Origin of the sequence: Serratia sp. P2ACOL2, assembly GCF_003691565.1 — a bacterium.
In the GTDB taxonomy this organism is placed as follows: domain Bacteria; phylum Pseudomonadota; class Gammaproteobacteria; order Enterobacterales; family Enterobacteriaceae; genus Serratia; species Serratia liquefaciens.
Map to the genome: position 1 here is coordinate 3321821 of NZ_CP033162.1, position 14615 is coordinate 3336435.

The window sequence follows — 14615 nt, forward strand, 5'->3', positions numbered from 1 at the left end:
ACGGATACACTCAATGGAATAAATGATTTAAATATTTATTTATGCGCAACAATAAAGCGAAGGTAACGCGCTCAGGCGTTAATCCTTCCCGAATGGCGTTCAGGCCATAGGATATTGTTAGCGTTGAAATCATCCTGGTTAATAATGATTAATTCACCATCTTAAAAAGTCCCCGAAATTTATCATAAACAATTTTAATGCATGGGCATTAAGAATTAGCAACGCTAATCATTATTTACAAGAGCGTTTTTGCATCACATTGATGCGTTATTGCATTTACAATTAAATACAGTGTGTTAGGTGTTAATTAAGGTGGAAATTATAATTTTCAGTCCGCGAATAACGCCCTTTGAACCAAACTCTCTGGGACCTCTGGCGGTATAGCGGCGCAGAAAGCAGAAACTGTGCCGTAATCGTCATTTTTATTCCCTATTGGAGCCAAGTATTCCTGCCGCGCTTTATTTATGATGAAGGTTTGACGCGCGGGGACATTGGCCCTGACATTAACATCACGCTAGGAGAACACATGGCTACAGGCATTGGCGGTTGTACGCCACAACAGGCCCTGGAACAGCTGCAACCGCTCACGGACAACCCGCCTGAAATCGCCGCGGTGGAATACCGGCAACGCATACAGCACGCACAGCGCCTGATGCGCGACAACGGCATTGACGCCTGCTACCTCAATGCCGGCAGCAATCTGCTCTATTTTACCGGTACCTCCTGGTCGCCCAGCGAACGTATGGTGGGCGCGGTGATCCCGGCCGAGGGGGAAATCGCCTATATTGTGCCCTGGTTTGAGATCGGCACGTTCAGGGATACGCAGGTGATTGAGGGGGAAATATTTAGCTGGCATGAGGAAGAAGATCCCTATCGGTTGTTCTTCACCGTACTGGCCGCGCGTGGGCTGACAGGCTCAGGCCGCCAACTCAAAGTGGCCATTTGCGAAACCGCTTCGGTTACACTGTTCCTCGGCCTGCAACAGCATGCCGGTGAGATAAAGTTGGTCAGCGCCCTGCCGGTCACCGGGTACTGCCGCAGCCGCAAATCGGCGGCTGAAATTGCGCTGATGCAAACCGCGAATAACATTACTCTGCGGGTCCAACAGGCGGCGGCAAGCATATTGCGCCCAGGGATCACCGCCAGAGAGCTGGTCGATTTTGTCGATCAGGCCCATCGCAAAATGGGCACCACCGGCTCTTACTTCTGCATTGCACTGTTCGGATCCGATAGCGCGTTTCCTCATGGCGTAAAAGCCCCCAACCCGCTGCAATATAACGATGTCGTGCTGCTGGATACCGGCTGCCGCTACAAGGGGTACCTGTCCGATATCACCCGAACTTATGTGTACGGCGAAGCCAACCCACGCCAACGCTTTGCCTGGCAGGCTGAACATGATGCGCAGGCTGCGGCATTTGCCGTTATCGCGCCCGGCGTACCCTGCCATAAAGTGGATGACGCCGCGCGCGAAGCGCTGATTTCTCATGGTTTTGGGCCAGATTATCAACTGCCGGGGCTGCCGCACCGCACCGGGCACGGTATCGGGCTGGACATTCATGAAGCGCCGTATCTGATCCGCAAGCAGCAGGAGCCGCTCGACGTGGGCATGTGCGCCAGTATTGAACCCATGCTATGCCTGCCGGGCGAGTTCGGCATTCGTCTTGAGGATCATTTCTACGTCACTGAAAACGGGGCTCGCTGGTTTACCCCCCCGGCAAAATCTATTGATGATCCCTTTGGTTTAGCCTCCTGATCTCCCTTCGGGCGGCGATGCCGCCCGAATTAAAAGATAAGCCGCCCAATGAGAATAGCGGTTATTAATATCGATTTCATTTAGTCATCTTATTTAATTCTTCAATTTAATATAACTATTAATTTATAACGCCATCCTAACCCAAGAATAAAATAACGGTTGATATAGCATATGACTTGCGCTAATAATCAATCGATCTTCAAGGATGGGCATAATAAAAAATCATAAACTAAAAAAGGAGTGAGTTATGAAAACAATTGATTCTGCGTTGTTAGGGACTATCGCCGGCGGTCGCGGCAATAATGGCGGTGACCGTGCGGATAACAGCCGCAGGAATAGAGGGAAAAACAACGGCGGTAATCAGGGGCGTTCAGGCGATTACTATGCTAAAAACACCTCGGAAGACTGCATCAATGGCATGGTGGCCGGCGCGGCTTTAGGGGCATTCGGCGGATTGCCCGGGGCGGCGATGGGGTTGATTGGCGGTGCGGTGACCGGCGGCTGTTTCAAAGATGCCAACAGGGGCGGTGGTAACGTAGGCATGGGGAAAGGCGGAAATAAATGCGGCTCAAGTGCAGGCGGCAAGTGTTCCTGGTAGGCATTAAGCTTAAAGAAAATAACAGCGGGCAGGCCTTTCGTCGTTCTCAGGTGATCACATGAATAATAAAGCACTAAAAATAATATCAGTTGTCATGGGTATATTTTTATCTTCATCCTTGCTAAGCGGGGCCGGAGTAGGCTTTTCAACATGGTATCCCGCGCCGAGGGGAATTTCCGTCCTGTTAGTATCAATTGGCTGCGGTGTGGCCTTGGTAAGGTTTATTTACTTAATAATTAAATTCATTTTCGGCAGACCACTCAGGGGAAGCTGATCTTTCTGTTCTTTACCACAATGTTCTTCTTCATTAATGCGAGGCGGCAGTGATTTCCCTGCCGCCTTATTCCCTACTAGTGTCCTGAATAATCCTCTTCGGCAGTGCCGGGTCATGAATGTCCACCGATAAGGCCCTCGTCGGCAGATTAAAATGCGACGGTAACAGTTCCAGCTCACCGCTGTTTTGCGCCACGCGCGCCAAAATGGCAGCCCGATAGATCGTAAACACATGAAACTGACTTTCAGCTTGCTGAAGGAATTGAACGCCTTAACGGCAGAGGGACTTCTGCCTGACGCTTGCCTGGCGTAATCTTACCTGCGCCGATGGCGATTTTTTTATTCGCCATCGCCGTTCTGCGACTCCACACGTCAACTGGGGTTAATCAGTTGGCGTGACCGCTAAAATAGATTAGTTTTAAGCTCTGACTCTCCTCGGCACTGGATGCTATGACTACCCAAAATCAACACCCCCAGGCTGTCTTCAGCCCCGTTACACGCCACGCCATTTTTTTGGTCGCGACTTTATCCGCCAACCCTGCGCAGCTCGCTGCGGTGCGTGGCTGGTGCGCGGATATCAGCGGCGTAATTCGTTCCGTCGGTAAAAGATCCCCAGCGGGCAATCTGTCCTGCGTCTGCGGATTTGGCTCTTCGGCCTGGGATCGGTTGTTCGGCCAGCCCCGCCCGGCGCTGCTTCATCCTTTTCGTGAGATAGGCGCCGGCGACCGCGTTGCCGTTTCGACCCCTGGCGATATCCTGCTGCACATTCGCGCCGACGAGATGGATTTGTGCTTCGAACTCGCCACACAGTTGATGAACAAGCTTGGCGATGCCGTGACGGTAATAGAGGAAGTGCACGGTTTCCGTTATTTCGACCAGCGGGCAATGATTGGCTTTGTCGACGGCACCGAAAACCCCGAGGGACACGAAGCCTTCGACTATACGGTGATTGGCGAGGAAGACGCCGGTTTTTCCGGCGGCAGCTACGTGCTGGTACAAAAATACCTGCACGACATGAAAGGCTGGAACTCACTGAGCGTCGAAACGCAAGAGCGCATTATTGGTCGCCACAAGCAATCCAATATTGAACTGGATGAGGACGTCAAGCCTTCGTCATCCCACAGTTCCCTGACGACGCTGACCGATGAAAACGGCAATGAAGTCAAAATATTGCGTGACAACATGCCGTTTGGCAAACCCGGCATGGGCGAATTCGGCACTTACTTTATCGGCTACGCCCGCTCCCCCCAGCCCATCGAGCAAATGCTGGAGAACATGTTTGTAGGTCGGCCGGCCGGCAACTACGATCGCCTGCTGGATTTCAGCCGCGCGGTCACCGGCAGCCTGTTCTTTACGCCTTCGGCAACCCTGTTGGAAGCCCTGGCTGAGCGTAACGGCCCGCAATAATCGCTAAAAGCAGGGAGACTGATCCCAGCGCGGACTCGGGGTCAGTGCTCCCGACTACAGCAGCAGTGCCAGCTCCATTGCCGTACGCTGCAACTGCGGCAGCACGCGCTCACGCAATTCCGCCGACGAAATTTGCGAGGCATTCACCCCTACGTTCATCGCCGCCACTACGCCGCCCTTGCGTGAATGCATCGGCACTGCGATCGAACGCAAGCCTATTTCTAACTGTTGATCGTTAATCGCATACCCCTGACGACGCACCTTGGCCAGCTGTTCACGCAGTTGCTCAGCGCTGGCCACGGTAAACTCTGTCAGCGGTTCGAAGGTGACCCGCGACAGATAATCGTCCAACTGCGCTTCGTCCAGCGCGCTGAGTAAAACCAATCCCATTGACGTCGCGTAGGCCGGCAAACGGCTGCCCCGTCCCAGATCGATGGTCATGATGCGCTTCACCGAAGCACGGGCGATATACAGAATATTGTCACCGTCCAGGGTCGCTACCGAGCAGGATTCATTCAGCAGTTTACTGAGATAGTCCAGCGAGTTTTGTGCCGCTTTCGCCAATTCGGATGAGGAAAGATAGGCGTGACCGATAGTCAGAACCCGCGGCAACAGCCGGTAATGCCGACCGTCGGGGCAATGGACAAAGCCGAGGGCGCGCAGAGTGTAAAGGCAGCGGCGCACCGCCGCACGGGGAATACCGGTAATGTGGCTGATTTCAGAAACCGACATTTGCGAATATTGCGGCTGGAAGGCCTGCAACACCTCTAACCCCCTGGCCAGCGACGCCATAAAATTGGGATCGCCTTTATACTGATCGTTACTTAAATCCCCGATTTCCTGCAGCCGGCGCAGTTCTCCAGCGCCAAATTCCGACTCATCGCCCATCCGGACCTCCGATTCAATAAACTTTGGCATTATAAGCCTGTGGCGCCGCGATGCTGCTTTGTCTGGCATCCAATAGCGATTTAGTTATCTGCGTCACAGAATTGACAGGCAAATCACCATCGCTTCGATAATCGCACAAACAGCTGATATTCGCACTTGTCGCTGCATTTTTCCTCGCTTAAGGTGGATCCAGACCCACCAGCGTCACGCTGAGAGACTCTTAGCGTACTCAGGAGAGCAGATGATCGATAAAAGCGTGGCGTCCGTAGACGCCGCCGTCGCCGATATCCCCGACGGCTCGACCATTATGGTCGGCGGTTTTGGCCCCGCCGGTCAGCCTTATGCGCTACTGGATGCACTGATTCGGCGCTGCCCACGCGAGCTGACGTTGATCAGCAACAACGCCGGCAATGGCGACTTTGGCCTGGCCGCGCTGCTGAAGGCCGGTTGCGTACGCAAGGTCATTTGTTCATTCCCGCGTCAGTCGGACTCCTGGGTATTTGACGACCTTTACCGCCGCGGCGAACTGGAGCTGGAACTGATCCCACAGGGTAATCTGGCGGCCCGCATCCAGGCTGCCGGTTCCGGGCTCGGTGGGTTTTACACACCCACCGGATACGGCACCGAGTTGGCGCAGGGCAAAGAAACCCGCGAGATCGACGGCAGGCACTACGTGTTCGAACTGCCGTTGAGGGCGGACTTCGCCCTGATCAAGGCCGAACAGGCCGATCGCTGGGGCAACCTGCGGTATAACAAAACCGGGCGCAACTTTGGGCCGATCATGGCCATGGCCGCCACCTGCACCATTGCTGAAGTTAATCGCATGGTGCCGCTGGGCGAACTGGATCCTGAAAACATCATTACGCCAGGGATCTTCGTACAGCGCCTGGTGACCACGCCTGACCATCCTGCGCAGCTTTCGGCTTAAGGGCTCTCCATGACCAAACTTACTCATCAACAGTTGGCAGAACGCATTGCGCGCGATATCCCGGAAGGCGCCTACGTCAATCTGGGCATTGGCATTCCCACGCAGATCGCCAACTACCTGCCGGCGGATAAAGAGATTTTTCTGCACAGCGAGAACGGTATTCTCGGCATGGGCCCGGCACCGGCGGCGGGCCAGGAGGATCCCGAACTGATCAATGCCGGCAAGCAGCCGGTCACCCTGCTCAAGGGTGGCTGTTTTTTCCATCACGGCGACTCCTTCGCCATGATGCGAGGTGGCCACCTGGATATCTGCGTGCTCGGTGCCTATCAGGTTTCCGAACGGGGCGATCTGGCTAACTGGAGCACCGGTGCCCCAGGAGCCATTCCGGCGGTAGGCGGCGCGATGGATTTGGCCATTGGCGCCCGCCAGGTGTTTGTGATGACCGAGCACCTGACCAAAAAAGGGGAATGCAAAATTGTCCGCCACTGCACTTATCCATTGACCGGCGTCGGCTGCATCGATCGCATCTACAGCGATCTGGCGGTGATGGACGTGACCCCGCAAGGCCTGGTGGTCCGCGAAATATTCGGCGGTCTGACCCCGGAACAGCTGCAGGAAGTCACCCCGGTCGAATTGACCTTTGCCCTTCAGCACGGAGAACATCCCCATGAATCCAGCCTATCTGTGTGACGCCGTCCGCACGCCTTTTGGCCGATTGAACGGGAGCCTGGCAACCGTTCGCGCCGACGATTTGGCCGCTCTGCCGCTGAAAGCGCTGCAGGTTCGACACCCGCAGCTGGACTGGGCCGCAGTGGATGATGTGCTGCTCGGCTGTGCCAATCAGGCTGGCGAAGACAACCGTAACGTGGCGCGCATGGCGTTACTGCTGGCAGGCCTGCCGCTACAAATCCCCGGCTGCACCCTTAATCGCCTGTGTGGCTCCAGCCTGGATGCGGTAGCGATGGCGGCGCGCGCGATAAAAACAGGTGAAAGCGAACTGATGATTGCCGGTGGCGTAGAGAGCATGTCCCGCGCGCCCTTCGTCATGGGCAAGGCGGAAAGCGCTTTCAGCCGGGCGATGAAACTGGAAGACACCACCATGGGCTGGCGGTTTATCAATCCGCAGATGAAAACGCTGTACGGTGTGGATTCGATGCCGCAAACCGCCGAAAACGTCGCCCTGAAGTTCAATATTTCCCGTCAGGATCAGGATGCTTTCGCCCTGCGCAGCCAACTGCGTACCGCCGCCGCTCAGGAAAGCGGCTTTTTTGCCGACCAACTGATTGATGTCAGCATCGCACAGAAAAAAGGCGAGCCGCGGCTGTTCACGCAAGACGAACATCCTCGTGCTACCACGATGGAGGCATTGGCGAAACTGAAACCGGTAGTGGATCCGCAGGGTACCGTCACCGCAGGCAATGCCTCCGGGCTAAACGACGGCGCCTGTGCGCTGCTGCTGGCCGGCGAATCCGGGCTGTCCCGCCACGGCCTGCAGCCCATGGCGCGCATTGTTGCCAGCGCCGTTACCGGTATTGAGCCGTCGATCATGGGCTTTGCCCCGGCGCAAGCGGTTCGCAAGGTGCTGAAAATTTCCGGTTTAAGCCTGGATCAGATGGACGTGATCGAGCTTAATGAGGCCTTTGCGGCGCAGGCGCTGGCAGTGACTCGTGAGCTGGGACTCCCCGACGATGCCGCACAGGTCAACCCTAACGGCGGCGCCATCGCTCTGGGTCACCCGTTGGGCGCCTCCGGTGGCAGGCTGGTGATGAACGCGGCCTGGCAATTGCAGAACACGCGTGGGCGTTATGGCCTATGCACCATGTGTATCGGCGTCGGCCAGGGTATTGCGCTGATTATCGAGCGGGTGTGAAAAGGGGACAAGGATGGATATCGACTATCGTCTTGATGGCCGCGCGGCTGCGCCGCTGTTGGTACTGTCCAACTCACTGGGCACCACCTTCGATCTGTGGCAACCGCAGCTATTGGCACTGAGCGAACACTTTCGGGTATTGCGTTATAACCAACGCGGACACGGTGCCACGCCGCTGTCTACCCCACGGTTACGGCTTGAGGATCTCGGCCAGGACGTGATCGCCCTGCTCGATTATCTGGACGTACCCAGCGCCCATTTCTGCGGCATTTCAATGGGCGGCCTGACCGGTCTGTGGCTTAACCGTTACCACCCGCAGCGCATCACGCGGATGGTGGTCGCCAATACCGCCGCACGCATCGGTAATGCCGAAGGCTGGCAACAGCGAGCGCAGCAGGTGCGCAGCCAAGGGTTGTCTTCGATTGCCGCCGCCTCCCCCGCCCGCTGGTTCACCGAAGCCTTTCTGCAAAATCATCCTGAGCAGGTTGCCTCCCTGGTCGCCGCTCTGGCGGCCGGTAACCCCGAGGGATACGCCGCCTGCTGCGATGCCTTGTCAGTGGCGGATTTACGCGCCGACGTGGTTTCCATGAGCCGGCCGATGCGGGTGATCGCCGGAGACGCTGATCCGGTAACCACCGTCGCGGACGCCGAGTTTCTGGTGGCCAACGCCCCGCACGCGGAACTGCAGCGGCTGCCGGCTTCGCATATCTCCAACCTCGCCTGTCCGCAACTGTTCAGCCACAGCGTGATCGAATTCCTGACTGAGGAACGTTCGGCCGGCTAAGTCGGTTATTGGTCGGCTATTCGCCGCCCTTGCGCATCGATCACTGGTGCACCGTCTTCCTTGGTGAAAGAGCCCTGCTGCGGATCCGGCAGGATATCCAGCACGGCTTCCGACGGTCGACACAGACGGGTGCCCAAGGGTGTCACCACAATAGGTCGATTAATCAATATCGGCTGTTGCAACATAAAGTCGATCAATTGTTCGTCACTCCAGCCTGCATCTGCCAGCCCCAACGATTCATAAGGCTCGACGTTTTTACGCAGCAAGGCTCGCGCAGATATTCCCATATCGGCAATCAGCCCGATCAATTGCTCGCGGTCGGGCGGTGTCTCCAGATACAAAATCACCGTCGGTTCCACACCACTGTTGCGGATCAGTGCCAACGTATTGCGCGATGTGCCGCAAGCCGGGTTGTGGTAAATCTTGATGTTACTCATGGCGTTCTCTCTGAGTTATGGCTAAAGCGACAGGCGCAGGGCCAGGGCGGTCAGCGCAACCAACAGCACCGGCAGGGTCATCACTACCCCGACCCGGAAATAGTATCCCCAGCTTATGCCGATGCTTTTCTTCGACAATACGTGCAGCCACAGCAGCGTGGCCAGGCTACCGATCGGCGTAATTTTCGGCCCAAGATCGCTGCCTATGACATTGGCATAAATCATTGCCTGTTTAATTACGCCTTCGGCATTGCTGCCGTCAATCGACAAGGCCCCCACCAACACCGTCGGCATGTTGTTCATCACCGAGGACAAAAATGCCGTCAGGAAACCGGTGCCCAGCGTAGCTGCCCAAATTCCGCGTTCGGCCAAAAAATCAAGCACACCGGCCAGGGTATCGGTCAGCCCCGCATTACGCAGCCCGTAGACCACCAGATACATCCCGAGAGAGAAGACCACGATCTGCCAGGGGGCGCCCCGCAACACTTTAGCAGTGTCGATGGCCTGCCCCTTTTTCGCCACCAGCAGCAGGATTAACGCACCAACGGCGGCGACCAGGCTAACCGGCACGCCCAGCGGCTCAAGCCCAAAAAACCCCACCAGCAGCAGCGCCAATACGCCCCAACCGGCTCTAAACGTCGGCAAATCGCGAATGGCCTCACGCGGTGGCCGCAGCAACCTCAGGTCATAGCTGCGCGGAATGTCCTTGCGGAAGAACAGGTGCAACATCACCAGCGTGGCGACAATGGCGGCAAGGTTCACCGGCACCATCACCGCCGCATACTGCGTGAAACCCAGTTGAAAGAAATCAGCGGAGACGATATTTACCAAATTGGACACCACCAGCGGCAGGCTGGCGGTATCGGCGATAAATCCCGCCGCCATCACGAAGGCCAGCGTTGCCCCTGAACTGAACCCCAACGCCAGCAGCATCGCAATCACTATCGGCGTCAGGATCAGCGCCGCCCCGTCATTGGCAAACAACGCCGCCACCGCGGCGCCCAGCAGCACAATATAGGTGAACAACCAGCGCCCTTTGCCCTTGCCCCAGCGCGCAACATGCAGCGCTGCCCATTCAAAGAAGCCGGACTCGTCCAGCAGCAGGCTGATAATGATCACCGCGATAAAGGTCGCGGTGGCGTTCCAGACAATCTGCCAGACCAGCGGAATATCGCCGACCTGTACCACTCCGGTCAGCAATGCCAACAGCGCGCCGAAACAGGCACTCCAACCTATGCCCAAGCCTTTCGGCTGCCAGATCACCAAAACGATCGTCAGGATAAATATTGCCCCGGCCAACACCATCACAACTCCTTAGTCTCTCACATCAAACATATATGTTATTTCGAATGTATTGATTTAAATTTTTTAGCGTTACCGGCAGACCGCCCCTAACGCGCGCTGCGCCAGCTCGGTCACCTGCTGTTGCCGGCTAAGGTAAGCCTGTTCGATGATTGCCGCCGCCCAGGCCGGCATATGCGGCGACAGGCGGTAGTAAATCCACTTGCCCTCGCGACGATCGATCAGCAGACCACTTTCACGTAACATCGCGAGGTGACGAGAAACTTTGGGTTGCGATTCCTCCAATGCGCTGACCAATTCGCACACGCACAGCTCACCCGCCTGGCGCAGCAAAAGCACCAGCGTGAGGCGAGTTTCCTCCGACAGATTTTTAAACAATGCCAGTGGCGTCAGTGATGTCATGGGGATCCTCCTTTTACGATAACCGCCATCTTAAGCCGAAGGAGGAAAAACGCCAAGAAACATATATGAATTAGTGAATATTAAGATTTGTGAAGATTGCGCAGAATGGCTCACTTTCGCGATGGCCCGGTGAAAACGCTCACTCAGCCTGAGTTAAGTTTCAGCTATTGATTCCATACGCCAAAGCGACTGTTCATTATGTGCTCTTTCGTTACAATCTCTAGCGTGAAATCCACCGTTTAGAGGGCTCTTATGTACAACTTCTCACGTTATCAGGCAAAAGAACTGGCGCTGGCTTATATGAGCGGCAAAAAACACGACCTGTCACCGCAGGAATTTCTGCAGCAGCTGAAAAGTAGCGAGAAATCTTTCGACTATCTGTTGAAGCACGGCAACGAACAGCCGCGCGAAGTGCTGGTGAAAAGTTTCTAACACCCCGCACCTTAATCTCCCTTCGCCGGTGGCGTACCTATAGGCACGCGTATTCCCGGTCGAATGGCGACGGGGTGTTATCACCGATCCGGGGTATCCCAATAAGGCCGCTCTCCTCCGAGCTGAGCCAGCAGAAAATCGACAAAGGCCGATACCTTAGCCGGTAAGTATTTGCGCTGTGGATAGACGGCATATATAGCATGCTCGGGCAGCCGATAGTCCGGCATCAACTCAAGCAGTCGCCCCTGCGCAATATCGTCTCCAACGATGAAAGTCGGCATCTGACAAATCCCCAAACCGGCGATCAACGCTTCACGCAACGCCTCGCTGTTATTCACCTGGTAATTGCCTCTGGGTTGGAAACGTACAGCCCCCGCAGGCCCGTCGAACTGCCATTCGCTCCCCCGCGGAAATAGCTGTAAAACAAACAGTTATGCTTCGCTAATTGGTCCATGTCCGTCGGTGTTCCACAGCGCGCCAGATAAGACGGCGCTGCGCACAAGACGCTGTTGCACGGCGCAATACGCCGGGCTATCAGGCTCGAGTCGGCCAGTCGACCGATGCGGATCGCCAGGTCATAGCCCCCTTCGACCAAATCGACCAGTTGGTCGTCCATCATCATATTGATCTCCACCGCCGGATAAGCCGCTAGGAAACGGGGGATCAACGGGGCAATATGCAAACGACCAAACACCATGGGTACGCTGATCCTCAGGCAGCCCTGCGGCTGCCCCTGCAAACGGGTGACCGCATCCTCTCCCTCTTGCGCTACGGCACAGGCATTGCGTGCATAGCCAAAATACTGCTCACCGGCCTCGGTCAGGCTCAAACTGCGGGTGGTTCGCTGCAATAATTGCACGCCCAGCGAGCGTTCCAGCTGGGTGATGCGTTTGCTTACTGCCGATTTGGTGATGCCCAGTCGCTCGGCGGCGGCAGAAAAGCTTTCGCATTCCACCACCGCCACAAATACCGGGATTGCTGCAAAGCGATCGTTCATTATCAGTCAACTTATTCTCAACAATGAGTTTCCATTTTAGTGGATTAAGCTTTAAACAAAAACAATATAGGCTGCTCTTCAAATTAATTTTGAAGTTGAAACCCTGATGCGTGAACGTTTTTCCGATCCTCTGCTGGCGCTGGGCGCCGGTGCCCTATTGGCCCTGATGATTGCCATCAACAGCCTGCTGGCCAGCTATAACTCCCCCTTGCTGGCCTCGTGGTTGGCTCACGGTATGGGCGCCATCACCGCCTGGTTGCTGCTGCTCCTGCTGAACCGTCGTTCCCCGCGCCGCGCGGCCTCATCGGCCAGGACGCCTCGCTGGGCTTATTTGGGCGGTCTGCCCGGTGCCCTGACGGTGGTGCTGGCCGCCATTACGGTCAACAGCCCGCTGGCCCTTTCCGGCAGCCTGGCGCTGATGCTCACCGGTCAGGTTTTGTTCGGCATGCTCGCCGACAGCTGCGGCTGGTTTGACTCGCTTAAACGCCGTTTGAGTCTCAACGATATCGTCGCCACGCTGCTGATCCTCTGCGGCTGCGCTCTGCTCATTTTCCTGAGGTAACGCCCATGTTTACCCTGATAGTCCTTGCTCTACTCAACGGCGTCTGTATCGGCCTCAGCCGCGCAATCAACGGGCGTCTGGCGCTGGATCGTGGCGCTTTTCAGGCCTCACTTTGCAATCATATCGTCGGTTTTTTGTTCCTCAGCCTGCTGCTGGTGGCAACCGGCAGCGTCAACGGTGCAACCTTCGGCCAGGCCCCGTGGGGTGCCTACCTTGGCGGTGCCATCGGGGCGTTGTTTGTCGCGCTGAATAGCTATGTTCTGCCGCGTCTCGGCACCCTGCGCGCCGCACTACTGATTATCAGTGGCCAAATGCTGGCAGGCGTGGTTATCGACCGCCTGCGCGACAGCGGCGATACCATCAGCGCGCAGATCTTGGGCGTGGGGCTGATCCTGCTGGGCGTCTATGTCGCCCGGATGGAGAAATCGCTGCTTAAGCTGATGCTTGAGCCTATTCAGCGGCGGAGTTGATTTCGCCTTGAGAGACGAATATTTATCATATTCGCACTCAGATACGAATTATTGACATATTCGCCTTGAGGTGCGAAATTTACCGATAACTCCCGCTTCAGAGTAGAAAAAGAGATGCCAGCACAAGTTAGCGTGATCACCGGCGATCTGGTCAATTCACGGCAATTAGACACCACTCACTACATTACCGGGTTAAATGCCCTGCTGAGTCAATTGCAAGGGGCTACGCTTATTGAGCGATTCGAGATTTTCCGTGGCGATGCTTTTCAAGCGGTGGCCGAACCGCAATCCGGTTTGCTGCTGGCGGTGTATATCCGTATTGCGCTTAGAGCGATGGACTCACGCCATTGGGATGCCCGCATCGCCGTTGGCCTCGGCAGCGACCAGGGACAAAACGCCGGTTATGGCAGCGCCTTTGTGAATTCTGGCCAGGCCCTGGACGCTTTGATGAAAAATTGCCGACTGGCTCTGAAAAATGACAATGAGCAGACAAATGCCATTGTCAGCGATCTATTGCCGATGTTAGATCATGTGATTAGCCGCCTTTCACAGACCGAAGCGCAGGTCGTCCAGGCACGTTTCTTCGCCGACACCAGCCAAGAGGTAGCGGAAAAGCTGCAAAAGGCCGCCTCCACCGTTTCTGCTACGCTGAAACGCGCGGCCTACGAGGAAATGATGCGATTTATTCACGCGATTAACAGGATCACCTGAATATGGATTTGAGCTACGCGCCGTTGCTGACCTGGTTGCTGGTGGTTCACCTGCTGGCCGACTTCCCGTTGCAGCCGCGCAGCTGGGTCGAGGATAAGGCTCGTCACCGCGCACGCTCCCGTTTCCTGCTGCTGCATGCCTTACTACACGGCGTGCTGGCCGCCTGCGCGGTGGCCGGTTTTGCGTTGCTGCATGGCGGGCTCTCTTCCGGTCAGGTGCTGACCGCCCTGCTGGTTGTCGCTATCAGCCACTGGCTGATTGACCTGTTGAAGGTCACGTTATTGACGCGCATCAGTCAAGCGGGCGGTTTTCTGCTCGATCAAGGCCTGCATCTTACGGTGATTGCACTGCTGTGGCTGTCGCTGACGCCCAATGCCCATGGCCTGCTTAGCGCGCTGGGAGCGGCCATTGCCGGTTGGCAGGCTGGGCTGATTGTGGTGACGTATTTGGTGATTTACATGCCGATGGGCGTGCTTATCGGCCAGCTTTTGGCTCACTGGGCACCGCAGATGCCTCCTTCAGCCAAAGCCGATAACGACTCGTTATTACGTGCGGGCAAGCAAATTGGCTATCTGGAAAGAACGCTGATCCTGACCTTTGTGCTGATCGGCCAAATCCCGGCGGTCGGTTTTTTGCTGGCGGCCAAGTCAATCTTTCGCTTTGGCGATTTGCGCCAGAGCGATGACAAAATGCGTACCGAGTATGTGCTACTGGGTACGCTGTTTTCCTTTACCCTGACCATCATGCTGGGTCTGCTGGTGAAAAAAATGCTGTAGAGGCGGATAATATTTCGCCCCTACG

16 protein-coding genes and 1 pseudogene are annotated in these 14615 nt (G+C 56.0%); 12 read left to right on the forward strand and 5 right to left on the reverse strand.

The window, feature by feature from the left end; translation table 11 throughout:
• Positions 1-526 precede the first annotated feature (526 nt).
• From EBA31_RS16230 to EBA31_RS16240, 3 genes are all read left to right on the forward strand, one after another.
• Positions 527-1753 (forward strand): Xaa-Pro peptidase family protein, encoded by a 1227-nt coding sequence (locus tag EBA31_RS16230; RefSeq protein ID WP_122079716.1) that lies wholly within the window; start codon positions 527-529, stop codon positions 1751-1753.
• A 247-nt stretch (positions 1754-2000) separates the two neighbouring features.
• Positions 2001-2351 (forward strand): hypothetical protein, encoded by a 351-nt coding sequence (locus EBA31_RS16235; protein WP_122079717.1) that lies wholly within the window; start codon positions 2001-2003, stop codon positions 2349-2351.
• A 723-nt stretch (positions 2352-3074) separates the two neighbouring features.
• Positions 3075-4031, forward strand: coding sequence for a Dyp-type peroxidase (locus EBA31_RS16240; protein ID WP_122079718.1), 957 nt, complete (start codon positions 3075-3077; stop codon positions 4029-4031).
• Between the two features lie 54 nt (positions 4032-4085).
• Here the strand turns inward: EBA31_RS16240 and EBA31_RS16245 are convergent, their stop codons facing one another.
• A complete protein-coding gene (locus EBA31_RS16245) occupies positions 4086-4919 on the reverse strand; it encodes an IclR family transcriptional regulator C-terminal domain-containing protein (protein WP_122079719.1) in 834 nt (277 codons plus the stop codon).
• Positions 4920-5160: 241 nt separating this feature from the next.
• Between EBA31_RS16245 and EBA31_RS16250 the strand changes: the two genes are divergently transcribed.
• The 4 genes from EBA31_RS16250 to pcaD are packed head-to-tail and all read left to right on the forward strand — an operon-like array spanning position 5161 to position 8501.
• Entirely contained in the window at positions 5161-5847 is a 687-nt protein-coding gene (locus EBA31_RS16250; RefSeq protein ID WP_122079720.1) for a 3-oxoacid CoA-transferase subunit A, read from the forward strand.
• Between the two features lie 9 nt (positions 5848-5856).
• Positions 5857-6537: a 3-oxoacid CoA-transferase subunit B gene (locus tag EBA31_RS16255; protein ID WP_122079721.1), complete on the forward strand. Its 681-nt coding sequence runs from the start codon at positions 5857-5859 to the stop codon at positions 6535-6537.
• Positions 6515-7717 (forward strand): 3-oxoadipyl-CoA thiolase, encoded by a 1203-nt coding sequence (gene pcaF, locus EBA31_RS16260; RefSeq protein WP_122079722.1) that lies wholly within the window; start codon positions 6515-6517, stop codon positions 7715-7717. Before EBA31_RS16255 ends, pcaF begins: the two co-directional genes overlap by 23 nt.
• Before the next feature lie 13 nt (positions 7718-7730).
• Positions 7731-8501 (forward strand): 3-oxoadipate enol-lactonase, encoded by a 771-nt coding sequence (gene pcaD, locus EBA31_RS16265; RefSeq protein WP_122079723.1) that lies wholly within the window; start codon positions 7731-7733, stop codon positions 8499-8501.
• A 5-nt stretch (positions 8502-8506) separates the two neighbouring features.
• On the opposite strand, the gene arsC is transcribed toward pcaD, so the two are convergent.
• The 3 genes from arsC to EBA31_RS16280 form a co-directional block, all read right to left on the reverse strand.
• The gene (gene arsC / locus EBA31_RS16270; RefSeq protein ID WP_122079724.1) at positions 8507-8938 is read right to left on the reverse strand and encodes a glutaredoxin-dependent arsenate reductase; all 432 of its coding nucleotides are present in this window, start codon (positions 8936-8938) and stop codon (positions 8507-8509) included.
• 21 nt (positions 8939-8959) lie between these two features.
• Positions 8960-10243 carry an arsenic transporter gene (locus tag EBA31_RS16275; protein WP_122079725.1) on the reverse strand — a complete coding sequence of 428 codons (1284 nt, stop codon included), beginning with the start codon at positions 10241-10243 and terminating at the stop codon, positions 8960-8962.
• A 69-nt stretch (positions 10244-10312) separates the two neighbouring features.
• Complete coding sequence (locus EBA31_RS16280) at positions 10313-10642, reverse strand: metalloregulator ArsR/SmtB family transcription factor (protein WP_020827563.1); 330 nt, start codon at positions 10640-10642, stop codon at positions 10313-10315.
• Positions 10643-10894: 252 nt separating this feature from the next.
• Between EBA31_RS16280 and EBA31_RS16285 the strand changes: the two genes are divergently transcribed.
• Positions 10895-11074, forward strand: coding sequence for a hypothetical protein (locus EBA31_RS16285; RefSeq protein WP_020827564.1), 180 nt, complete (start codon positions 10895-10897; stop codon positions 11072-11074).
• Between the two features lie 80 nt (positions 11075-11154).
• Here the strand turns inward: EBA31_RS16285 and EBA31_RS16290 are convergent.
• Positions 11155-12071: pseudogene (locus EBA31_RS16290) on the reverse strand (LysR family transcriptional regulator).
• A 106-nt stretch (positions 12072-12177) separates the two neighbouring features.
• Here EBA31_RS16290 and EBA31_RS16295 point away from each other — a divergent pair.
• The 4 genes from EBA31_RS16295 to EBA31_RS16310 all read left to right on the forward strand — a co-directional run bounded on the left by EBA31_RS16295 (position 12178) and on the right by EBA31_RS16310 (position 14590).
• Entirely contained in the window at positions 12178-12633 is a 456-nt protein-coding gene (locus EBA31_RS16295; RefSeq protein WP_122079726.1) for a DMT family transporter, read from the forward strand.
• A gap of 5 nt (positions 12634-12638) precedes the next feature.
• A complete protein-coding gene (locus EBA31_RS16300; protein ID WP_122079727.1) occupies positions 12639-13103 on the forward strand; it encodes a DMT family transporter in 465 nt (154 codons plus the stop codon).
• Between the two features lie 114 nt (positions 13104-13217).
• Positions 13218-13814, forward strand: coding sequence for a sigma factor-like helix-turn-helix DNA-binding protein (locus EBA31_RS16305; protein ID WP_122079728.1), 597 nt, complete (start codon positions 13218-13220; stop codon positions 13812-13814).
• A 2-nt stretch (positions 13815-13816) separates the two neighbouring features.
• A complete protein-coding gene (locus EBA31_RS16310) occupies positions 13817-14590 on the forward strand; it encodes a DUF3307 domain-containing protein (protein WP_122079729.1) in 774 nt (257 codons plus the stop codon).
• Positions 14591-14615: the final 25 nt, after the last annotated feature.